This is a genomic window from Rossellomorea sp. FS2, assembly GCF_047915635.1.
GTDB lineage: Bacteria > Bacillota > Bacilli > Bacillales > Bacillaceae_B > Rossellomorea > Rossellomorea marisflavi_A.
Genome location: NZ_JBLRVS010000004.1, coordinates 146601 through 169118, shown reverse-complemented (window position 1 = coordinate 169118; position 22518 = coordinate 146601). Strand labels below are relative to the sequence as shown.

At 45.3% G+C, this 22518-nt stretch carries 24 protein-coding genes; 18 read left to right on the top strand and 6 right to left on the bottom strand.

The annotated features are described in order from the left end of the window. From ACNA6I_RS11465 to ACNA6I_RS11455, 3 genes are all read right to left on the bottom strand, one after another. Complete coding sequence (locus ACNA6I_RS11465) at nt 1-822, bottom strand: MBL fold metallo-hydrolase (protein ID WP_079515273.1); 822 nt, start codon at nt 820-822, stop codon at nt 1-3. Nucleotides 823-1163: 341 nt separating this feature from the next. Further along, nucleotides 1164-1622 carry a hypothetical protein gene (locus ACNA6I_RS11460; RefSeq protein WP_048005099.1) on the bottom strand — a complete coding sequence of 153 codons (459 nt, stop codon included), beginning with the start codon at nt 1620-1622 and terminating at the stop codon, nt 1164-1166. Beyond that, the gene (locus tag ACNA6I_RS11455; RefSeq protein ID WP_048016376.1) at nt 1619-1825 is read right to left on the bottom strand and encodes a helix-turn-helix transcriptional regulator; all 207 of its coding nucleotides are present in this window, start codon (nt 1823-1825) and stop codon (nt 1619-1621) included. Before ACNA6I_RS11455 ends, ACNA6I_RS11460 begins: the two co-directional genes overlap by 4 nt. Nucleotides 1826-2093: 268 nt before the next feature. Between ACNA6I_RS11455 and ACNA6I_RS11450 the strand changes: the two genes are divergently transcribed. From ACNA6I_RS11450 to ACNA6I_RS11425, 6 genes are all read left to right on the top strand, one after another. Next, nucleotides 2094-2921 (top strand): TRM11 family SAM-dependent methyltransferase, encoded by an 828-nt coding sequence (locus tag ACNA6I_RS11450; RefSeq protein ID WP_331458294.1) that lies wholly within the window; start codon nt 2094-2096, stop codon nt 2919-2921. Nucleotides 2922-3168: 247 nt separating this feature from the next. Beyond that, the gene (locus ACNA6I_RS11445) at nt 3169-4194 is read left to right on the top strand and encodes a fatty acid desaturase (protein WP_048005097.1); all 1026 of its coding nucleotides are present in this window, start codon (nt 3169-3171) and stop codon (nt 4192-4194) included. A gap of 26 nt (nt 4195-4220) precedes the next feature. Beyond that, nucleotides 4221-4694 carry a response regulator gene (locus ACNA6I_RS11440; RefSeq protein ID WP_416313326.1) on the top strand — a complete coding sequence of 158 codons (474 nt, stop codon included), beginning with the start codon at nt 4221-4223 and terminating at the stop codon, nt 4692-4694. 100 nt (nt 4695-4794) lie between these two features. After that, the gene (locus ACNA6I_RS11435) at nt 4795-5781 is read left to right on the top strand and encodes a LacI family DNA-binding transcriptional regulator (RefSeq protein WP_416313325.1); all 987 of its coding nucleotides are present in this window, start codon (nt 4795-4797) and stop codon (nt 5779-5781) included. 161 nt (nt 5782-5942) lie between these two features. Next, the gene (locus ACNA6I_RS11430) at nt 5943-7346 is read left to right on the top strand and encodes a sucrose-specific PTS transporter subunit IIBC (protein WP_416313324.1); all 1404 of its coding nucleotides are present in this window, start codon (nt 5943-5945) and stop codon (nt 7344-7346) included. A 21-nt stretch (nt 7347-7367) separates the two neighbouring features. Next, nucleotides 7368-8831, top strand: a complete 1464-nt coding sequence (locus ACNA6I_RS11425) for a sucrose-6-phosphate hydrolase (RefSeq protein WP_416313323.1) — start codon at nt 7368-7370, stop codon at nt 8829-8831. Between the two features lie 121 nt (nt 8832-8952). Here the strand turns inward: ACNA6I_RS11425 and ACNA6I_RS11420 are convergent, their stop codons facing one another. From ACNA6I_RS11420 to ACNA6I_RS11410, 3 genes are all read right to left on the bottom strand, one after another. Next, a complete protein-coding gene (locus tag ACNA6I_RS11420) occupies nt 8953-9951 on the bottom strand; it encodes an inorganic phosphate transporter (protein ID WP_048005093.1) in 999 nt (332 codons plus the stop codon). Between the two features lie 15 nt (nt 9952-9966). After that, nucleotides 9967-10584 carry a DUF47 domain-containing protein gene (locus ACNA6I_RS11415; RefSeq protein WP_048005092.1) on the bottom strand — a complete coding sequence of 206 codons (618 nt, stop codon included), beginning with the start codon at nt 10582-10584 and terminating at the stop codon, nt 9967-9969. A gap of 214 nt (nt 10585-10798) precedes the next feature. Further along, nucleotides 10799-10966 carry a twin-arginine translocase TatA/TatE family subunit gene (locus ACNA6I_RS11410; protein WP_079515280.1) on the bottom strand — a complete coding sequence of 56 codons (168 nt, stop codon included), beginning with the start codon at nt 10964-10966 and terminating at the stop codon, nt 10799-10801. A gap of 304 nt (nt 10967-11270) precedes the next feature. On the opposite strand from ACNA6I_RS11410, the gene ACNA6I_RS11405 reads away from it, so the two are divergent. The 12 genes from ACNA6I_RS11405 to ACNA6I_RS11350 all read left to right on the top strand — a co-directional run bounded on the left by ACNA6I_RS11405 (nt 11271) and on the right by ACNA6I_RS11350 (nt 22382). Continuing rightward, nucleotides 11271-11540: a YwqI/YxiC family protein gene (locus ACNA6I_RS11405; RefSeq protein WP_048012578.1), complete on the top strand. Its 270-nt coding sequence runs from the start codon at nt 11271-11273 to the stop codon at nt 11538-11540. Nucleotides 11541-11563: 23 nt separating this feature from the next. Next, nucleotides 11564-13177, top strand: a complete 1614-nt coding sequence (locus tag ACNA6I_RS11400) for a T7SS effector LXG polymorphic toxin (protein WP_416313322.1) — start codon at nt 11564-11566, stop codon at nt 13175-13177. Between the two features lie 36 nt (nt 13178-13213). Further along, on the top strand, nt 13214-14065 hold the full coding sequence (locus ACNA6I_RS11395; RefSeq protein ID WP_416313321.1) for a hypothetical protein: 852 nt from the start codon (nt 13214-13216) through the stop codon (nt 14063-14065). Nucleotides 14066-14098: 33 nt separating this feature from the next. Beyond that, entirely contained in the window at nt 14099-14548 is a 450-nt protein-coding gene (locus ACNA6I_RS11390; RefSeq protein ID WP_416313320.1) for a hypothetical protein, read from the top strand. Then, nucleotides 14535-14984: a DUF5085 family protein gene (locus ACNA6I_RS11385; RefSeq protein WP_048005088.1), complete on the top strand. Its 450-nt coding sequence runs from the start codon at nt 14535-14537 to the stop codon at nt 14982-14984. The genes ACNA6I_RS11390 and ACNA6I_RS11385 overlap by 14 nt, the downstream gene beginning before the upstream one ends. 126 nt (nt 14985-15110) lie before the next feature. Continuing rightward, the gene (locus ACNA6I_RS11380) at nt 15111-15875 is read left to right on the top strand and encodes a hypothetical protein (protein WP_416313319.1); all 765 of its coding nucleotides are present in this window, start codon (nt 15111-15113) and stop codon (nt 15873-15875) included. A 102-nt stretch (nt 15876-15977) separates the two neighbouring features. Beyond that, on the top strand, nt 15978-16757 hold the full coding sequence (locus ACNA6I_RS11375; protein WP_159129458.1) for a hypothetical protein: 780 nt from the start codon (nt 15978-15980) through the stop codon (nt 16755-16757). Nucleotides 16758-16932: 175 nt separating this feature from the next. Then, complete coding sequence (locus tag ACNA6I_RS11370; RefSeq protein WP_048005085.1) at nt 16933-17703, top strand: hypothetical protein; 771 nt, start codon at nt 16933-16935, stop codon at nt 17701-17703. Between the two features lie 115 nt (nt 17704-17818). Further along, nucleotides 17819-18583, top strand: coding sequence for a hypothetical protein (locus ACNA6I_RS11365; protein WP_159129460.1), 765 nt, complete (start codon nt 17819-17821; stop codon nt 18581-18583). Between the two features lie 175 nt (nt 18584-18758). Next, complete coding sequence (locus tag ACNA6I_RS11360; protein WP_416313318.1) at nt 18759-19526, top strand: MerR family transcriptional regulator; 768 nt, start codon at nt 18759-18761, stop codon at nt 19524-19526. Between the two features lie 178 nt (nt 19527-19704). Beyond that, complete coding sequence (locus tag ACNA6I_RS11355; protein WP_048005082.1) at nt 19705-19905, top strand: cold-shock protein; 201 nt, start codon at nt 19705-19707, stop codon at nt 19903-19905. 278 nt (nt 19906-20183) lie between these two features. After that, nucleotides 20184-22382 carry a YhgE/Pip family protein gene (locus ACNA6I_RS11350; RefSeq protein WP_416313317.1) on the top strand — a complete coding sequence of 733 codons (2199 nt, stop codon included), beginning with the start codon at nt 20184-20186 and terminating at the stop codon, nt 22380-22382. Nucleotides 22383-22518: the final 136 nt, after the last annotated feature.

Below are 22518 nucleotides of genomic sequence, written 5' to 3'. Positions count from 1 at the left end.
TTATGTATGGAAGAGTGTGCCTTCAAGTGCGGCAATATAGCGTTCTGCCGATGCCTGAACCTTCGCATTAGCTCCACGCGTGACGATCCGGTGAAATGCGTTGTATAGCCTGTCGTATGGGAGCGGCTTCACCTGGTCCGCCATCTCCTTAACTTTAAGGGCAGGGAGCGGGATGAGATTCGGATAGCTGTACATGAAGCTGACCCAGTTCCGGTCTGCTACCACCTGGATGACATCCCCTGTGAGGAGCACGCCGAGCTTTTCTGCACCGCTTCTCCAGTGGAGGATGCTTCCTCCTTTGAAATGTCCGCCGATGCGATGGATGGTGACTTCTTCGTGCAGTTCAAGCGCTTCCCCGCTCCAGTAGATGATGCGCTCACTCGGCCGGGTCACCCATTCCCTGTCGTCTTCGTGAATATAGATCGGTGCATCGAACGCTTCTGCCCATTCCACCTGGGTGGAGTAATAGTGCGGGTGGGACAGGGCTATCGCCTGGATGCCGCCTAACGTACGGATGGTCGCAATGGTTTCATCATCAAGGTAGGAGATGCAGTCCCATAGGACATTGAAGCCTCCTTCTTGGATGAGATAAGCGGTTTGACCGATGCCGAACGAAGGAGTGGTGGTAATGCTGAAAAGACCCTCTTCTTCTTGAACAATCTCATTCTTGTATTCTCCTGATGCAGTAAGCTGCTCAAGAGTGGTCCACGACTGACCGTTTGGACTCACGTATTGTCGTTCCTCCGTACAGATCAGACAAGATGACGGCTCTGCAGCCGAGTGGTATTGCACGCCGCATGTGGTGCATATTTGCTCATTCATGATGATCTCACTTCTCCTCTTATTGGGAATTCATTAAAATTATACCATGAACAGGCTGGGACAAACGTGCTTTAGTCATAGTAAACCTGAATTCATTTGCCTAGGATAAGGCAAATGAATTCAGGTTTTTAATATGTTTTATGACCCTTACGATTTCATTGTTTGCAGCGGTTGATTGGGGTGCAAGACGTAGACTCCTGCGGGAAGAGTAGCTGATGTGAGACCCCGCAGGCTTGGCTCACGGGCTACCCGCGGAAAGCGAAGTCTTGCACGGAAATCATGAGCGGTAGTATGAACCTACACTAATCGTGTTCGTTTGTTTTGTCCCAACCTACTACTAATTAAAATGCCTTCTTCCAATGAATCAGATACGCTGTCACCTGAACGAAGGGCAGCAGCATGAAGAGAATCACTGGATAGTAGGGGAGCTTTTCAGCAACGAGTGGATAAAAGACAAGCAGAGCGGCGATGACCGGAGCGGCGATCATCATGCTCATATAGGCGGTCTTACAGGCTTCCGCAGTGATCTGCTTTTCCCTTTCATCGCTTTCCTGGAATTCATCCGGAACCATGAGGGAAAGCTTCCTTCTTTTTTTAGAGCGGTAGGACAGGATGGAAAGGATGCTACACACGATCAAGATCAATAGAAAAGGGAAAGCATTTCCTTCAAACATGACGTCTCCGTCCGGGTTTTTGTTGAACGCAGCAATTTGGGTTGTCATATCAAAAAACTCCACCATTGCCCAGCCAAATAAACCAAATACTACGACATACATCCAAAACAGTTTCATCCATTTCATCTTTCTTCCTCCTCCAGATAGAATATCTCTTCAACGGGCAGTCCGAATGCCTTGGCTATTTTCATCGCGAGAAGCAGGGAAGGGATATAGCTCCCTTTTTCCAGGGCGACGATGGTCTGTCTCGTCACATCGACGGACTCAGCAAGCAGGCCCTGTGTCATTCCATGCCTTGCCCGCAATTCTTTTACACGGTTTGTCAGCATCCCATCACTTTCCTTTTCTTGAGTTTATACCCATATTGTATGGTGAACTTTACATTTTGTAAAGTCTATTTTACATCTATTTTTAAAATGGGTACCGGCAAGCTTGCCGACTGTACGAAATAGCTGTGATACAATAAGAGGAGTACGTTATTTTCATACGGAGTTGATTATCATCAGAAAACATCTATACACTTACTCCTGGGAACCGAACGAAGTATCGTTGTGTGCATTGGAAAGAAGGGCGTTGTTCGGCGAAAATCCTAGTACCTTGATCCAGGAAAGCACACGCTTGATCGATCCGAGCAGGAGTCCATTCATAAAAGAACGTCTCACCGTCATCACGGAAGGAACAAGCTTTGAAGAGTTCCTGGGGAAAGTCCATCAATTGGCCACCGTAGATGGTTTCAAGGTCATATATGTTCAAAATCCCGATCGGGAGAAAACAGGCTTCAAGGAAGTACGCAGGGTCGAAAAAGAAGTCGGTCTCCAGCTCAAGGGTGAAGCGGAGCTGGTCAATCCCACGATTTTATTTGGTGTGATGGAGACAAATAGCGGGTGGGTGTTCGGGGAATATGCCCGCAACGAGGCCGTATGGCTGAAGCACCAGTCCAAGCCCCACAGCTATTCGACCTCATTGAATACTCGTGTGGCCCGTGCAGTAGCCAATATTGCCGCCCCGGATCCGGAAGGTGTGACGATGATCGATCCGTGCTGCGGAATCGGGACCGTCCTTGTGGAAGCATTGTCCATGGGGATGGATATCAAAGGAAGTGACCGCAACCCCCTGATCTTGGACGGTGTGAGGGAAAACATCGCCCATTTCGGTCTGGAGGGGGAGGTCAGCCTCATGGACATCAATGACATAACCGACCATTATGACGTTGCCATCATCGATCTGCCTTATAATCTCTGCTCGGTCATTACAGATGATGAAAAGCTCGAGCTCCTTCAGAGTGCCAAACGGATTGCAGACAAGGCTGTGATCGTGACCCTTGAGGATGTCGATGATGCCGTGCGGGATGCCGGTCTAGCCATAGATGACCGGTGCGAAGTGAAGAAGGGTCGATTCGTCCGGGAAGTTCTTGTTTGTTCATGAACGAAACCCACTCCATTTACACAGATGGAGTGGGTTTTATGTTATTCACGAGGAGAATATGACTTTTTTCAGATTTTCTTGATTTTCCTTTACCTCTGCAAACCCCTGCTGTGAAAGCATTCTCAATCGCGCCCCGCCTGGAAATATGACAAGTGTCATATCCCTCACATGACACCTACTACTAACACCATGACACGCTCTCCCCTATACTATGGGTAAGACAAAGAGAAAAGGGGATTGTACTCACATGACCAATATAAAAACGCTGAAAAAAGAAGTAGCTCCTTATGAGAAATCCACAACAAAGGAAAGTGTATGGCAGCTGATCAATACGTTGGGGCCGTTCTTCCTTCTATGGTTCCTCGCCTATGAGAGTTTATCGGTATCCTACTGGCTGGCCCTCGTTCCCATCATCCTGGCAGCTGGATTTTTGACAAGGATCTTCATCATCTTCCATGACTGCACCCATTACTCATTCTTCAAAAGCCGAAAAGTCAATCGTGCAGTCGGTACAGCCATGGGCATCATGACCCTTTTCCCTTTCGATCAGTGGGGGCATGACCACGCTGTCCACCATGCAACAAGCGGGAATCTTGATAAAAGGGGTACAGGTGATATCTGGACGATGACGGTGGACGAATATCGTGCAGCTCCTTTGAAAACACGCCTTGCGTATCGCTTTTACCGTAATCCGTTCGTGATGTTCATCCTTGGCCCGATCTATGTATTCTTGTTGAAAAATCGCTTCAATCGTAAAAACGCCAGGAAAAAGGAAAGAAACAATACGTACTTTGTCAACCTAGTATTAGTTGTCCTGGTCACCCTGTTCTGCCTGACGCTCGGCTGGCTCCCCTTCCTGCTCGTACAAGGATCGATCTTCATGATCTCGGGCGCTTTCGGAATCTGGTTATTTTATGTGCAACACACGTTTGAAGATTCCTATTTCGAGGAAGATAAAGAGTGGGAATATGTGCTTGCGGCAGTGGAAGGAAGCTCGTACTACAAGCTTCCGAAGGCCATTCAATTCCTGACGGGGAATATCGGGTTCCACCATGTACATCACTTGAGCCCAAGGGTTCCGAATTACAAGCTGGAAGAGGCCCATAAAAACACCAAGCCTTTACAGAATGTCCCGACGATTTCCCTGATGACAAGTCTCAGCTCCCTCAAATTCAAACTGTGGGATGAAGAACAAAAGAACTTTGTCACCTTCAAGGCAGCGAAGGTCCAAAAGCCTGCCCGTATCACTCCGCAAGCCAAACCGGAATTATAATCGCAGGTTGAAGAGGAGAGACACGCATGATTTCTATTGTAGTCGCCGAAGTGGATGAAGCATACTTGAGAACCATCTGCACCCTTCTGGAACTGGAAGAAGATGCAGTGGTGATCGGGCAGGCAGACTCCCTTGAATCGGCAGGGAGCATCCTGGAGAAAGACCGACCCGACATTTTCATTGCCGACATCAGCTGGTTATATGCACGGGACTTCATTAAAGATGTAGCGTCCAAGGGCATCAAGATGATCATCCTGTCCACGTTTGCCGATCGGGGGAACGTGCGGATGGTGATGGAGTCCGGTGCTCATGGCTACCTGATCAAGGACAGCACGGGAGATGAATTGATCGAAGCGATCCGTACCGTCATGACGGGAGAACACGTGTATTCTCCCAAGCTCGAAGAACCGGGTGAGGAGTCTAGCGTGCACTCCCTCCCGGTCAGGAAGGTCGGTCCCATCGCTTCTATCGTGAACAGATTCAAATCTTCTGCTGTTTGAGCCTCCCCTTGGGAGGTTTTTTCTTTTTCTGTAACATGTTCATCAGGTCGGGTTTCGGGTAAAATGGAAGGGTCCGGGCTTTTGTAAGGAGGAATGCAGAGTGCCAACGATCAAAGAAGTAGCGAAGATGGCTGAGGTCTCAAGTGCCACGGTCTCACGCTTTTTAAATAATTCAGGTTATGTGGGGGAAGAGGCAAGGAAAAGGATTCTGAAAGTGATTGAGGAGACAGGCTATGTCCCGAGTGAAAATGCAAAGTCCCTCAGAACGAAACAAACGAAAGTCATCGGTGTCATCCTGCCGAAAATCAGCACGGAAACGTCGAGCCGACTTGTCCGCGGGCTGGATGAAGTCCTGGCAAAAGAGGGATATCAGATCCTGCTTGCCAACTCGGGCTTGAGTGCGGAAAAAGAAATTGAACACCTGAGGCTTCTAAAGAGCCGCGATGTGGATGGAATCATCCTCTCAGCCACCACAAACGGAGCCAACCTGAAGTCTGAAATCCAGCGTCTGGATATACCGGTGGTTGTGGTGGGGCAAGAGGTAGACGGTACGCCGAATGTAATCTTTGACGAATATCAGGCTGCTAAGGACATGGTGAAACACCTGATCGACCACGGTCATGAACGCATCGGATTCATCGGGGTTTCAGAAGAAGACCCGGCTGTCGGTGTGTTGAGGAAAAAAGGATACCTCCAAGCGATGCAGGAAAAGAATCTTCCGATAGAGGAAAGTTGGATCGAGAAGGGGATCTTTGATGTGGAATCCGGAGCGGTGGCCATGGAGCGGATGATGGAGGCTGCCATACCTCCGACTGCCGTTTTTGCCGTGACCGATCGCCTGGCCATCGGCGCCATGAATTACGTAAAGTCAAAAGGATTAAGGATTCCTGAAGATATGGCTTTTGCTGGAATCGGTGCTTCGGAGCTGTCCAGGTACATCACGCCTTCCCTCACCACGATGGACTATCAGAACAAGGAGTCCGGCAGGGTTGCAGCTGGGTTGATCCTGGAAGCGATCAAGGGCGGATTAACTTCTCCAGAAAAAAGACTGATAAATGTTCGACTTCTTAAAGGTGATAGTGTATAATCCGAATTAAGTAATCGGTTTCATTTAAATGATGTGGAATCGATTACATCATTTTTATGATTTTGTGTAATCGATTCCACATTTGGTCTCATAGATTAAGTGTTTTTATTTTTGATATTGTGTAATCGATTCCACAGATGAACATGGAGGGGAGAATGACTATGTCAGAGAATCGGAAGATTGCAGAAGAAATCGTCAAAGCTGTCGGCGGGGATGAAAACATCCTCTCTGTAGCCCACTGTGCCACGCGACTGCGCATCATGGTCAAAGACAAGGATGCGATTGACCAGGAAGCGGTGGAAGCAACGGATAAAGTGAAGGGGGCCTTTTTCAATTCAGGTCAATACCAGGTGATCTTCGGTACGGGTACGGTGAACAGGATCTATGAAGAAGTCATGAACCTTGGCTTGAAAGGGGCCACGAAGTCTGAGCAGTCCTCTGAAGTCGCGAAAAGCGGAAGTGCCTTCCAGCGTGCGATCAGGACATTCGGGGACGTTTTCGTTCCGATCATCCCGGCCCTTGTGGCTACAGGACTATTCATGGGATTACGAGGTCTTGTTCTTCAGGAACAGATCCTTGCCCTATTCGGTATGACTCCGGATGATATTTCTCAAAACTTCATCTTATTCACTGAAATCCTGACTGATACTGCCTTCATCTTCCTGCCGGCCCTCGTGGCATGGTCCACATTCCGCGTATTTGGAGGCTCGCCGATCGTCGGGCTGGTACTCGGCCTCATGCTTGTAAGTCCGTCGCTTCCGAACGCATGGGGAGTAGCAGGCGGGGATGTCCATCCCATCGAGTTCTTCGGATTCATCCCGGTCGTAGGCTACCAAGGCTCCGTCCTTCCTGCCTTCATAGCGGGGATACTCGGTGCGAAGCTTGAGAAACAGATACGAAGACGGGTCCCGGAAGCATTGGATCTGATCATTACACCATTCCTTACGTTACTGGTCATGATCACCCTCGCCCTTTTCATTATCGGGCCGATCTTTCACAGTCTGGAAAATGTCATTCTTGACGGGACGATTGCGGTCCTTGAATGGCCACTTGGAATCAGTGGGTTGATCATTGGTGCCCTCAATCAGCTTATAGTCGTCACAGGGGTCCACCACATCTTCAATATGCTAGAAATCCAGCTTCTTGCAAACCTTGGAAGCAATCCGTACAATGCCATCATCACCTGTTCTGTAGCTGCCCAGGGGGGTGCTGCCCTTGCTGTCGGTTTGAAAACCAAATCCAAGAAGCTTAAAGCACTTGCACTTCCATCGTCATTCTCTGCATTCCTAGGGATTACCGAACCCGCCATCTTCGGGGTGAACCTGAGATATGGGAAACCCTTCATCATGGGTCTTGTCGGAGGTGGAGTAGGAGGATTCGTCGCATCCCTCGTCGGTCTGAAGGGAACAGGCATGGCCATCACGGTCATCCCGGGTACCCTTCTATACTTGAACGGCCAGATCCTGTTATATATCTTGGTGAATGTCATTGCGATCGGGGTTGCATTTGCACTTACGTGGATGTTCGGCTATTCGGATAAACTGAAAAACGACGTTGAGAAATAATGACAGCAAGGAGCTTTGCATATGAATGAAAATGAAAAGAGACTGCTCACAGCTGTAGAAGAAAGAATACAGTCATTTCAACAGAAGGCAGAGGCTGATCCGTACCGCTTAACCTATCATCTCATGCCGACCATCGGACTGCTGAATGACCCGAATGGATTGTCCTTTTTCAATGGGCGTTATCACTTCTTCTATCAGTGGAATCCCCTTGAAGAAAGTCACGGAGCGAAATTTTGGGGGCACTATTCCTCAGAGGACCTTACTGCATGGAGACATGAACCAATCGCCCTCGTACCGAGTGAATGGTACGAGAGGAATGGCTGCTACTCTGGTTCGGCAGTCGTTTCGGATGATCATCTGTACTTGTTCTATACAGGAAACGTGAAGAACGATTCAGGAGAAAGGGAAACGTATCAATGTCTCGCCGTCTCGGAAGACGGGGTGCATTTTGAGAAAAAAGGTCCGATCATCACCCTGCCTGAAGGCTTCACCGCCCATTTCAGGGATCCGAAGGTATGGAAGAGGGGAGCCACCTGGCATATGGTAATCGGCGCACAGACGTTGGAAGGGTGCGGAGCGGTCGTCTTGTATACATCAGACGATCTTTATCACTGGACTTATAGGGGGATCATCGCAGGTGCTGGAAGGAGCGGTCTGGGTGATTTTGGATATATGTGGGAATGCCCTGACCTGTTGGAGTTTGAAGAAGGAGATGTCTTATTGATCTCTCCCCAAGGGATCGAACCTGAGGAAGATCGGTATCAGAATCTCTTTCAATCCGGCTATATGATGGGTTCGCTGGATGTTGACTCATCCCGATTCTCACATGGCGATTTTTCAGAGCTTGATAAGGGCTTTGACTTCTATGCTCCCCAGACGATGACAGACGAAGCGGGGAGGCGGATCCTGGTGGCCTGGATGGGGATGACGGACTCTCAGGAGCCATATCATCCCACCCTTGATTACTGCTGGATCCACGCGTTAACCATTCCAAGGGAACTGGAACTCAAGGACGGCGTGTTACTCCAACGACCGGTCAAGGAACTGAAAAAGCTAAGGGCAGGTGCATTCAACGTCCGCTCAAAAAAACTCCTTGCCGGTGAAAGGTGGGACTTTGACGGGATGGGAGTTGAGAGCAAGGAGCTCATCCTGAATGTTCTGGAGGCAGGCTCTTTCTCTATTCGCATCAGGAATGAAGCTGAGATCCACTATGATTGCCAGAAAGGCAGGGTTACCTTGACTCGGCATCGCCTCGATGACGGGTCTGTAGAGATAAGGAGGGTGGACGTGAGTCACGTCCATCAACTTCATCTCTTCCTGGACCACTCTTCCCTGGAACTGTTCTTGAACGACGGGGAGCATGTGTTCACCGCGCGCTATTTTCCCAATGTGTCGGACGACTCCATTGTCCTTCTTCCGAAACAAAACGTCATGTTTTCTGTGGAGGCGTATTCCTTAACATCGACTTTCAACGTCCATTCCTGATAAAGGGTGGACGTTTTTTGTGTAGGAAAAGGTTTGGTGAGCGGGAATATGGGGTAAAGACATTTCGGGAAAAAGAAAGACCGTACCAGTGGATCGGCACGGTCTGCATTGCTTTGCTTTCTTACAAGAAAAGGTCGATTACATAATAGATCAGGGCTGCCAGCGTAGCAGAAATCGGAAGGGTAATGACCCAGGTGATGAGCATGCGCTGTGCCGTACCCCATTTGACTCCTCTCAATCGGTGGGCAGAACCGACACCAAGGATAGAGGAGGAAATGACGTGTGTCGTGCTGACAGGAAGGTGGATCGCTGTCGCACCGAAGATGACGGCCGCACCTGTAAGGTCCGCTGCCACTCCATTGACCGGGCGGATCTTCATGATTCCTGCACCGACCGTTTTGATGATCTTCCATCCACCGATGGAAGTCCCGAGCCCCATGGCCGTTGCACAGGCAAGCTGTACCCACGTCTGGATGTCGTCGGAGGTTTGATAGTTATTGACAATCAAGGCCATGGTGATGATCCCCATCGCCTTTTGCGCATCATTGGTACCGTGCGTAAACGATTGGAGGGCAGCCGTAGCGATCTGGATGCTTCGGAAGTTCCGGTTCGTTTTGGCGAGGTTCCGGTTTTTAAATACAACCTTGAAGATGCTGTAGATGATGAAACCGACCACGAAAGCAAGGATTGGCGATAGAATAAGCGCTTCGACGATTTTGATGAAGCCTGTATAATTCAGTGATGATAATCCGGCTGCAGCAATCGCTGCACCTGCGATTGAACCGATCAGGGCATGTGAGGAGCTGCTCGGGATTCCGAAATACCATGTCACAAGGTTCCAGATGATGGCGGCAATCAAAGCCGCCAGGATGACAATCGTCCCGTTTTCAAGTGCAAAGGGGTCGACGATATCCTTTGTGATCGTTTTGGCCACACCGGTGAAGGTCATGGCCCCGATGAAGTTCATGCTTGCCGCCAGGATGATGGCGTGTCTTGGCTTCAATGCCTTGGTCGATACGGAAGTAGCAATCGCATTCGCTGTGTCATGGAATCCATTGATGAAATCGAATGCAAGGGCAAAGAAGACGATCAAGACGGTCAGAATTAATACTGTATCCATATTGAACTAAGCTCCTTACGCATTTTTCATGATAATGGTTTCGAATGTGTTTGCTACGTTCTGACAATAATCCGCTACAAGTTCAAGTTCTTCGTATATTTCTTTGTATTGAATGATACGGATCGGGTCTTTCTCTGTATTGAATAGATGTTTGATAGACTGACGAAGGATTCCGTCACATTTAGATTCAAGGTCTTTGATTTTGATTGCAGATTCACGCACCTTGATCCATTTCTTTGTGGAAAGGAGCTCGACGGCTTCTTCAATTTCATTTGAACATTGACGGATGGCTTCCACGAACTGCAGCATGAACTCATCTGCCTTCGTGATCGAGTACATTTCAAACATGGCCGCAGTATGCTCGAGACCGTCCAATACATCATCCATGCTCATGGACAGGGCAAGGATGTCTTCCCGTTCGATCGGTGTGATGAACACTTTGTTCAAGTCCAGGATGACTTCATGCACATAGTTATCGCCTTTTGTTTCATAATCCTTCATGGTTGTAGAGAATTCTTTCAGGTCACTGACATTGTTCAATTTATAATCAGCGAAATAATGAGCACTCTCTTTCAGATTTTCTGCGATGTTGCTCAAAATCGTACCGAATTTATCCTTCTTTTTGAAAACCATATATTTTCAAACCTCCAACATTTCGAATATGGAATTAATAAACCTTCATAATGATATCGCAAATTGTCGAAAATATGTAGAATTTTGATCGAAAATTTACATTAACTTAACATAAGAACGGTTTCTTTTTTAATAGTATCTTCGAACACAGGTATTTCATCCTGATTCACCAATGAAAAAAAGGCCGATTTTCCTAGGACCGGCCCCGTCATCTTCATTTCTTTTCTTCTGTTTTCTCATCCTCCATAATCCCCTGGGTCGCCTTTTTGAACTCCTTCAACGTGACCCCGACTGCTTTCCCCAGCTCAGGCAGCTTGCTTGGACCAAAAAACAATAAAGCCACAAATACAATCAATGCAATTTCTCCAAATCCAAGATTCATACTCAGACCTCTTTCCTTCTTGTAAATGAGTGGCATTTCTTCTTATATCGTACTTCTTTTCTAGTGGAAATCAAGAGGAGATTCCGGTTTTTTCAGTGAATTAAACAGGTAATTGGAATAATATTCTGAATATGGGGTATGAGGATATTAGTTCCATGATAAAAACTAGCAAAAAAGTAGTAGGAAGAAAACAAAAAACAATCCGAATTTCCTATATAAGACAAAAATGGTTTTTGTAATAATGAGGAAGGAAAATAGTAGGAACAAGAATATGTACATAAAATGCCAAGGGAGGAGTGTCATCATGGAGATCAAAGTAGAATATTCAAGTGTGGAGTCCCAAATATCGAATGTAAAGGGATCACTTCAGGGCCTGAAGGCGAAAAGCGAGGGGTCCATTGAAGGGAACGTCCTCGATACAGCCGATAAGCTGAATGAACTGGCCTCAAAGCTCGACACCATTCTCGCTTCCTATAAAAGTGTGTTGGAAAAAAACCTTGAAAGCACAAGGCAAGCCGTGGAATCCATGCGGGAAGCCGATGCCACCATCGCCGGCGGAATGCAACGCAAATAACCAATGAATGTGAGAGATGAGAGATGAAAACATTAAAAGTCCAATCACTTCAGGAAGGGATTTCCCGAAGCAAGTCCATGCTCGATACCCTTGATGGAGAAATCCAATCTCTTAAACAATCGATTACCGCCTTTTCTGGAATGGAAGAGGCACTGAAAGGAAAGGGCGGGAGCGCCATCCGATCTTTTTATGACGAATGCCACGTGCCCCTTCTTGATTTTATTGTGAAATTCAGCAGTGAATACAAGTCCACCCTCGAAAAGATCAAAAGCGAACTAAGCACCCTCGAACCAAGCTCAGACGGCTACATCCATCAACCCTTTCTCGACCAGGAACTCGAACAGAGCTTAGACCGCATCAAGCAGCATACGGAAAGCCTCGTTGCAGATGCCAATAGTACCATCAGCTCCATTTCTGATATCGTCTCCATCTCCAGCATCCAGGATTCTTCCTTCATCCAAGGCGTCCAAAGCGCCAAAACGGAATTGACTGAAACCGTCGACAAACTGACTGAGTTCGACTCCAGCCAGTCGAAAGCACTCTCCACTGCTGAAGAAGACCTCGTCATGATGGAGAACTGGATTTCTGATATCGAGGGATTGATGCAAGATGGGAAGGTGAACGTGAATTTCCCGACCACCGTTTGGAAGGAATATGCCGAACTGAACCCTTTAACGAATAAATTAAATGGGACACCGCCTAATATAGAAGAACTCGAAATTAAAGATGATAAGGATAAAACCGGTGATGTAAGCGGGGGTGCTAGTTCCTTCCTACTCACAGCGAAGAAGAACCTGGATCAGTTCGATCAGTTGAAGTCCAGGGGAACCCTGTCGTTCACAAGCTTGAGGACCTTCTATGCCGCAAGAAAAAATGGTCTCAAGACGTATAAGGTATGGGATCCTAAAAAAGGTCAATACGGCTACCGCATCACCGCGACACCGGATGCTCTTCGGAAGCTGGGGGTAGAACCGGACTCACGTGCGTTTAAAGAATTGATGCATGGTGTGCCTAAGGGCGGTAAAAAGCTGTCTCCTAAGCATAAGGAAATTGCTAAAAACAATACGGTCACCCTTAAATACGCGACTCAAAAGAAAGGCCAGACAGGCTGGTCACCGGTTGGTGAGAAAGTACTCGAGAAAAATCCGCACCTGAAGAATTGGAACAACAATGAACTGTCTGCCAAAGATAAATTCAAGACCATCGGTAAAGCAACGGCAAAAGGTGTCAAGGACTCATATAAGGATATCGTCGACATCAAAGGCATTGCGAAGCCCCTTCAAGAGAGCGGACCTGTCAAAGGCGTATTGAAAAGCAGCCTGAAAGGCCTTGCGCCGATCTCAGCAGGACTTTCATTCTACGAGAATCATACAAATGCCAAAGCTGACGGATTGACCGGTGCAGAAGCAACGAAGCGCGCAACAGTGGATACAGCCATCGACGTCGGGGTTTCAAGCGGTGTACAGACGGCCTTCACTGCAGCAGGTACGGCCCTTATCCCTATCCCAGGTGTCGGTACCCTCGTCGGGATGGGCGCAGGAATCGCCGTGAATACACTTCTGAACCATAAGTTTGGGAAAAGCAAGAAGAGCAAGGGGAAATCCGCTATGGACGTAGTCAAAGGCTGGTTCAGATAGCCCCATTTCGTTTAGAACAAAAGGAGCGTACCGCTTATGTTGAAAGATTTACCTGAGAGTCATTTTTATGTGTTGAAAGGGCCATTCGAAAGTGGGCGTCAGAGCCCCGCGGCCCTTACACCCAGCCTGATCGTTTCGGTTTTCATCAGCTGGCTCCTTTACTTTTTAACCTACACCCTGATGGGAGGTTCCTCCGCTTTCCCGGCAATTGAATTGGTGAAGGAAGCGCACTTCTACATCACCATACTGCTTTCCATCCTATGTCTGATTGCAAGCGTTCCGTCATTCTACAAGAAGTATCAGAAGGCACAATACGGCATTAGCATCTTTGCAATCCAATTCCTTTTCGGTATTTGTATGTATCTGATATCCATGATGTTTATCGGAACACAGCAAGGCGTGACCGAGGGGAATATGACGACGCTGCTTCTGCTGACTATCGGGGTCGGGGTCCTCCTGCTTGCCGTTACCGTCATCCGATTCTTCCGGCTGTTAAAAAACGGAGAGTATAAGTACGGATCGGCTAAGTGGAAAAGCCGGATGAACCTGGAATTGAAATCAAACGTACCGCTCGCCATCGTCATCGGCGTAAGCATTGTGTTGATCCTTCAATATATAATAAGGAATTTCAATGCTGATTCGCTCGAATTCTATATCATTGCGCTCATGCCCCTTGCGCTATTTTATATGATGCTCTTCATCCTGCCGGAACAATTGGTTCTTCTTTATTGTAAGAAGAGATTCACCAGCTTTAACTTTGAAGCCGATGGGAAGACCCTGAAGCGTGATACGGCAAAGGGTGAAGCCCAATTTATACCCAATGTACCAACCACTATATTGGAAAAGAAAGTGTCTCCACACGATAAGAAGAACAGCTGGTTTCAATGAAAAATAAAAACAAATGATGAAAGGGAGTAGGTCATGGCTATCGAAAAGAAATCCTTACAATTTGATCATGTATTAGTGTATAAGATGGAAGGCAAAATGGAGGACTGGCAGGAAGGCTTTGCTGTCATGGAGGAAGCAGAACTGGAACAGGTAGTATATAGAAACGGCCCCGTCATCTTTACATATGAAGCAAAAGGAGATAGCGGGACCTTTACGTATTATATGCCGGTGAATGACGAAGTCGAGCTTGCCGATGATTCAGACATTCAATATGAACGCAGGCTGGACCTGAAAGATGCTCTCGTCTTAAGGCAGGCACAGGAAATTCACGATTTCTCAACGGCCTTTGAACAAGTGAAAACGTATGGCGAAGTGAACGGAATTCCCCTCACAGACCAATTCTACTGTGTCCTGTTAGAGGTATACGGTGATATCATCATCGATCTCTATGTGCCGAGGAGTGTGCCTCATGCTATTCACTGATCACACCCTGACGTATAAGAATGTAGCCTCCAAGCTCTACCGATTCGCACCCGAAGAATTGGAAATGGCATTTGAAGACTTTGCAGGCATCCTGGAAAACAACGGATACAACCCAACAGGCGATCTGTTCTTCTGCATCATGAGCAACCCTCTAGAAGACGAAATCATGACAGCCGAAATCTTCCTACCGATTGAAGAAGACCGCATAGATTTACCTGAGAGTGAGAACGTTCACTTCAGAAGCTACTTCTACTTGAAGGATATGGTCATGTCCCGCGTGATGGAGAACTTTGATGAATTCTCCCAATACAAGTTCTGGGAAATCGTAGAGTACATTGAGCGAAGTGGCCAAACCCAATCGACACCGATGTTCGTTGTCTACAAGCAGTCGCCTTCAGGGAAGACCTATGTGGAGATGAGCGCGGGGGCTGAATGAAAGAATAACCCCTGACAGGTCGTCAGGGGTTATTCTTTCATTCAACATTTGTTGAAGAAGAGAACTGAAGTGGAAAAATAAATCAGCTTCCGTAAAAGGGGTCCAGATAGATTAGGGGTGGGTTCAATGTTTAGAACATTAAGAGAAAAAGACTTCGAAGCTATTAGAAATTCTGCATTAAGCAGGCAAACACCCTCTAATTTAGCAGGTGCATTCATCATTTGTATTCCATTACTTTGGTTAATGTATTTTCTAGTTTTTTATGTAGCAGGTGATGCGACGAGAGATGTCACGAATTACCCTTTATTTTCAGAAATGATGTTAATTTGTTTTTGGTTTACCGTAGTATTAACAGTATTGATGAGCGTGTTTACATTTCGGTACTTCTACATGAAATTTCAGAAGATCCAGTACATACTGGCAATTGTATTGTCTCATGCATTATTTAGCTTAAGTGTTTACTTAGCTGCACTATTTATTATAGGAAAGTCTGATAGAGTATCAGAGGATGTATTAACGAAGATAACCCTGATAAGCCTCAGTTCAATGGTGCTCGTTGTTATTGTGACTATAATAAGGTTCATTATATTACTAAATAAAGGTGCATATCGAAAAGGTACTGCGAAGGATATTCAAAGGGCTAAGTTTGAAGGGTATTCTTATGTGCCAGCTGTTGTTACAGCTTCAACAGGCTTAGTTATCAGCCTGCAAATGATTATAAGTAGCTATGGTTTTCAAGGATTCAGAGAAATTATTGTTATAGTAATCGGATTTTTAGTGATACATGTTATGAGTTTTGTTCTACCTGAACAACTAGTGATTCTCTATTGTAAATATCGTTTTAAGAGTTTTAATTTTGATAATAGAGGGGAATTACATTTAATGGAATGAAACCACTGTGGTTCATGGACTATGGTGAGGGCATTTATTAGGAGAAATATTTGTAAGCACTGGTTTTGAAAAATGGGATCTCAGACTGGAGCTGTAACGTTAATGACTAAATTACCTGTTGAGTACTATGCTGTATTAAGGAAACCCCTTGAATCAGGTAGACAAAGCCCGAAGAAGCTTGCCGAGGCTTTCTTACTAAGTGTTCCTATTGTTTGGTTATTGTACCTTGTAACTTTTACAGTAGCATCGGATTCTACAAACTATCCTAACGTGGAAAAAATTCGTACCACTCAGTTTATTATGACTGTAGTTGTTTCTATACTAGGGATTATATTTTCATTTCCAAGCATATATAGAAAAACTGGTTGGTTACAGTATGCATATAGCGTCCTATTAGCACAATTCACTTTTACTGTGTACCCATTTATCAGTGCATTTTTCATTATGGGCCAACAGGAAAATGCAAGCCGTGAAATCCTTATAAAACTGACTTATTATGCAATAATTTTAGGTATTTTAGTACTCCTGGTTACTAGTATAAGATTTTCCATCCTATTAAGAAAAGGAGCCTACAAAAAAGGGAGTAGCAGAGATGAAACGAGAAGCAAGTTTGAAAACAAATCCTACATACCAATTGCAATAGTGGCTTCTACAGGGTTTGTCCTTATTATGCAATATGCTATTCGGAAAATTCAATTCGTCTCTTTAGAAGACGCTATACTTACTTATTTACCGCTTCTTATTTGTTACGTATCCGTTTTTGTTCTTCCTGAACAAATAGTTATAACCTATTGTAAGATCCGATTTAAAGCATTTAATTATAATTCAAGAGGGTACTTACACGATATAGAGAAAATAGAACTAAAAAGGAAAAATGTTTAGTCTTTACAATGGAATGATGAATGGTAGAACCAACTCCAACTCTTTTAAAATCATTCTCCTTACCATTCGCGCTAGGTAACCATGTACAGAACGCGGGACATAATTAAGATACATTAGTTGAAATATAATTGTTGAGAAGTACTTCAGAAATGGTCGGAAAACTTGGGGTGAAAATGTGGCTGGGAAATTAACATACAATGACTTTGTCGTATTGAGAAAACCTTTTGAATCCGGGAGACAAAGTCCAAGTAATTTGGCGGCTATACTTTTATTGGGAATACCGTTTCTTTGGTTATTTTATTATTTGACCTTTTCTATTGCTGCGGAAATGACAGTATTTCCAAACGTTGAACAAATGAAGAATATTCAATTCAGTTTTACATTAATCATTTCTATTTTGTGTTTACTGTTTTCTGTACCGACAATCTATAAAAAACTTGAGTGGGTTCAATATGTAATTAATACACTGTTTTCACAACTGCTTTTTTGTGTCTACCCATTTCTTATCGCCCTATATATTTTAGGGGAACAAGACAGTGCGAGCCGGGAGTCACTTATGAACTTTACCTATATGGCACTTGCAATTGGTATCGTCATTTTTTGGGTGACTTGTGTTCGATTTTATCTATTGTTAAGAAAAGGTGCTTATAGAGAAGGAGGCAGCAAAGATCGAGTAAGAAATAGATTTGAGAAGTCCGATTACTTGCCAGTTGTAATTGTAGCTTCAACGGGACTCGTTCTGCTCATACTATATGCTATAAGAACAATACCCTCCCATTCTATTGAGGACCTACACCTGATTTATTTCGGACTGATCATTTCATATATGATGATTTTTGTGTTGCCGGAACAGCTGGTATTGATTTATTGTAAGCTGCGGTTCAAAGCATTTAATTTTAACTCCCGCGGATACTTATATGATCTAGAAGATAAAGGCCATCAATAATTATACGAAAAAGACCTAATAGTGCAGCGTAATGGCACCAGAAAGTTTTATTAAATGGCTGACTATGTTAAGGCTGAACTTCTATTCTATATGTCCAATAGTTGAGGGGGCTCTAATGAAGTGGTTTCATGAAAAAGATGTAGAAGTGTTGAGAGAGTCACTGGCTAACAGCCAATCTCCAGGAGGTTTGTCTTCAGCTCTTCTTTTTAGTGTTCCCCTGATATGGTTGCTGTATTATCTCGTATTTCATTTAGCAGGGGAAGCCGCAATATATCCTCACATAGAAAAAATAAAAGAGGGATCATTGTGGTTTCTCGTTAGTTTGACCATAGCCATCATTATGTTCTCGTTTAAGAAAATCTATAGTAAGTTTCAGAAAACCCAATATGTACTTTCAATCGTTTTCTCACAATCCCTTTTTGGAATTTTACCTTATATGGCAGTAATATTTTTAGTATGGGATCAACATACTATCACTCAGGGGGCATTATTCAGCTTTATATATAGTACGTTGATTGTTGGGCTTCTAATCTTTGCCTGCTCACTCATAAGACTCATCATTTCAATCATGAGGGGTTCATATAGAGCCGGTTCAAAAAAACATCAGACAAGATCCAAAATGGAAAACCGTTCATATATAGGGATTGCCATTGTGAGTGGACTTTCTATTTATTATACCCTGCACTATTTGATTAGGAGTTTCGGTGGGATTGGGTTCCTTTTAGGAGAGGGCTTGATGATTCTGTTGGGACTACTTCTCTATTATGCCATGCTGTTTATCCTACCTGAACAATTAGCTATCCTTTACTGCAAAGCTGCATACAAAAGTTTTAATTTCAGTCCTATATCCGGGCGACTATACTCTATTGAGGATGTTTAATCTGGTCATTCATGAAAAATGGTTAAGACAGGATCATATTACGAAGAGGCTTCTGAAAGAATCATTATGAATAGTTACCTATTCCACCACTCATCAGAATTAAAGAGTGGTTTTTTCATTTCCCCCTTTACCTTCACGCAACGTCAACGTGTACAGTAGACCTAGGAGGTGCCACATGGAATACACAATAAAGAAGCTGAGTGATTTGGCGGGAGTCAGTACGCGGACACTGAGGTACTATGATGAAATCGGGTTGCTCTCACCGTCCAGGATCAATTCATCCGGCTACCGGATCTATGGACGTGTGGAGGTCGACCGCCTTCAGCAGATCATGTTTTATCGGGAAATGGGTATGGAGCTTGAAGGGATCAAGCTCATATTGGATGATCCAGACTTTGATTCAGTGGGAGCGCTGAAAGAGCATCGGAGCCGGCTAGTCGAGAAAAAGGAACGCTTGCTGATGTTGATCCGAAATGTCGATCAGACGTTGGAAGATAAGGGAGGAGGAGCCACAATGAGTGATCGGGAAAAGTTTGAAGGGTTCAAGAAAAGGCTCGTCGATATAAACGAGAAGGAATACGGGAAAGAGATCCGGGAGAAATATGGAGACGAGTCGATAGGTGCATCGAATCAGCAGCTCCTGAGCATGGACAAGGAAACATATGAAGAAACCAAGCACCTGGAAGAACAAATGATAGCCTTGCTAAAAATAGCGCATGAAAAGGGCGATGCAACTAGTGAGGAGGCACAGGAAGCTGCGCAGCTCCACAAAGAATGGATCACCCGCCAGTGGGGTCATTATAATAGGGAAGCCCATGAAGGCCTTGTACAGATGTATGTGGACGATGAACGTTTCAGGTCATACTACGATAAGTACCAGAATGGTATGGCAGAATTTCTTCGCGATGCGGTGGGTCATTATATGAAGAATGAGGGGAAGTAAAACAACAATTCGAACTGATTAAGAAAAAAATCCGAAACCCCATTGCTATATCTCCCACTATCTGTTATTATTAAGTTAATTATTTTTGTTCGGTATATAGGGAGGGAGCAATCCTTCCACCTGAATTGAGCAATAATAGTAATAATTGTGGAGCACAATCCACGCAGGAGGAAATAACATGCAAGAAGGTACAGTAAAATGGTTCAACGCAGAAAAAGGTTTCGGTTTCATCGAAGTTGACGGTGGAGAAGATGTATTCGTACATTTCTCAGCTATCCAAGGCGACGGCTTCAAAACACTTGACGAAGGTCAAAAAGTGACTTTCGAAGTTGAAGAAGGCCAACGTGGACTTCAAGCTGCTAACGTTGTAAAAGCATAATTTCTGCTTTTATCATGAGAAAGATCCCCGGTTTCGGGGGTCTTTTTTTGTTTTAAATCACTATGCATCCTCCGCATGGCAGGGGATTTTCGACAGCAAATTTCCCCGGAAATATACAGAGATGGGGAAAAGATTGTATGTGACAGTTAGATGAACATACTTCTTTCCTGAACGTTATTGCGATATAATAGCTAAATTGACCAAATGATGCCTGTTCACGACAAAAATGGGTATAGTAAACGGTAATACAAGATACGACAGAAAGGTAGTAAGAGAACATGAAAAAAAGCTGGAAGATATTCTCGCGGGACGGAAGAAATCTTGTTACGAACTATGTAGCCCTCATCGTCATCGGTGGTTTGATGATCCTCCCGTCCCTCTATGCATGGTTTAACATTGAAGCATCTTGGGATCCGTACGGAAAGACCGACCAGTTACCCGTAGCGGTCGTCAACGAAGATGAGGGAGCGACGATCAGGGACGAATCGATCGACGTCGGAGGAGACCTTGTCAAGGAATTGAAGAAAAACGATGATATGGACTGGCACTTTGTCAATCGTGAGAAAGCCATGGACAAAGTGGAATACGGTGACTATTTTGCTGTCATCGTCATTCCGAAGGACTTTTCTCAAAAGCTTTCGACCGTCATTGAAGATAAGCCTGAGAAAGCGAAACTTGAGTATTATGTAAATGAAAAAATCAACGCCATCGCCCCGAAGATCACGGAAAAAGGGGCAGGGGCCATTGTTGATAAAATTACAAGCTCATTCATTTCGACTGTGAATGAAACGATTTTTGATATGTTCAATGAGCTTGGACTGGAAATCGAAGGCGATCTTCCTGATATCAAAAATTTCGAGAACTATGTGTTTGAAGCAGAAGAAAGACTTCCTGACATCGGGAAGACCTTGAACGATTCACTCTCTGATGCTGAAAAGGCCCAGGGGATGATCGATGATGCCCAAAGCATGATCCCGGAAGCAAGCCGGGTGACCAATGAAGGGTTGGAAACCATCGACAACACAACAGCCTTCCTTGATAAGGCCGAAAAACGATTGGATGAAATTGCACCTCAGGTACAAAAAGACCTTGAGCAGGCTCAAAGCACATCAAAGAAAATCAATGATTTCCTTCAGAGTGTGCAGACATCCGATATCGACCTTAGTCAAGGCGACACCATTTCAAACGATGTCCAAAAACAGGTGGATTCGACCATTCAAGACATTGAGGCCATTGAGTCGAGCCTCCAGCAAGTAAAAGAACAGAACCCTTCACCACAAGAGGGGGAGGACAATCAGAACGAAGAGTCCCAGCAAAACCAGGAGCAGATTGATCAGGCTCTTGAACAGTTGGCTCAAGTGAAGAAACAACTTCAACAAGTCCAAACGGATGGGGATAAGATCAACGACTTCCTTTCTGGAAAACAGAAGGAAGTGGATGATGTCATCAACGGCATTCAAGAGCGTTCTGCTGAGACAAGTGCCAATATCGATGCGTTTGTGAAAGAATATAACAATAACATCGAACCGGCTGTCCGCTCAGAAGTGGCGAGCGCCAAAAAGACGCTGAGCGATGCTCGTTCGATCTTGGTTGATATCCAATCCACCATTCCTGAAGTTGAGAAAATCCTCTCCAGTACGGAAGGGAATCTTTCAGACGGGGAGAAAACATTGAAAGATGTGTTGGGTGAATACCCGTATGTGAACACAAAAGTGAATGAACTCGCAGACCGGATCAGAGAAATCCAGGGTGAGACAGACATCAATGAAATCATCAAGCTCCTTAAAAATGATCCGAAACTGGAGAAAAGTTTCTTTGAAGAACCGGTGAAAATGAACAAAAACAGCCTGTATCCGATTCAGAACTACGGTACGGCCATGACGCCATTCTATACGGTCCTTGCTATTTGGGTAGGAGGTCTGCTCCTCATCTCCCTTCTTGCTACCGACGTGATGGAAGGCATTCCGGACCTCAAAGAAAGGCATATTTACTTCGGTAAGCTGATGACCTTCCTGTCAATCGGGTTTATCCAGACAATCATCGTCACCCTGGGGGATATCTTCCTTCTCGGAGTAGACATCTCGTCACCAGGATGGTTCGTCCTATTCGGCCTATTGATCAGTGCGGTATTCATCACCATTGTCTACACATTTGTATCGGTGTTCGGAAACGTCGGTAAAGCACTGGCCATCGTCCTCCTTGTCCTGCAGATTGCAGGATCGGGTGGTACGTATCCGACTGCATTGCTGCCTGAGTTCTTCCAGATGATCCATCCATTCCTGCCATTCTCCTATGCGATCGACCTTATGAGAGAAGCGGTAGGCGGAATCGTCTGGGAGCGTGTCACAAAGGATATCCTGTTCCTAGTCCTATTCTGGGCCATCGCGATCTTCCTGGGCACGTTCCTGAAACAACCGCTGAGCAAACGAACCAAAGCCTTCATGAAAAAATCCAAGGAATCCGGATTGTTCCATTAATACAAACAGCCGCAACGATATCGTTGCGGCTGTTTTTTTGTGCCTGGCACCGAATGCAATGCTGGTGCCAGGCACAAAAAGGGGAAAAGGTGCCAGCCACAAAAAGGGGAAAAGGTGCCAGGCACAAAAAGGGGAA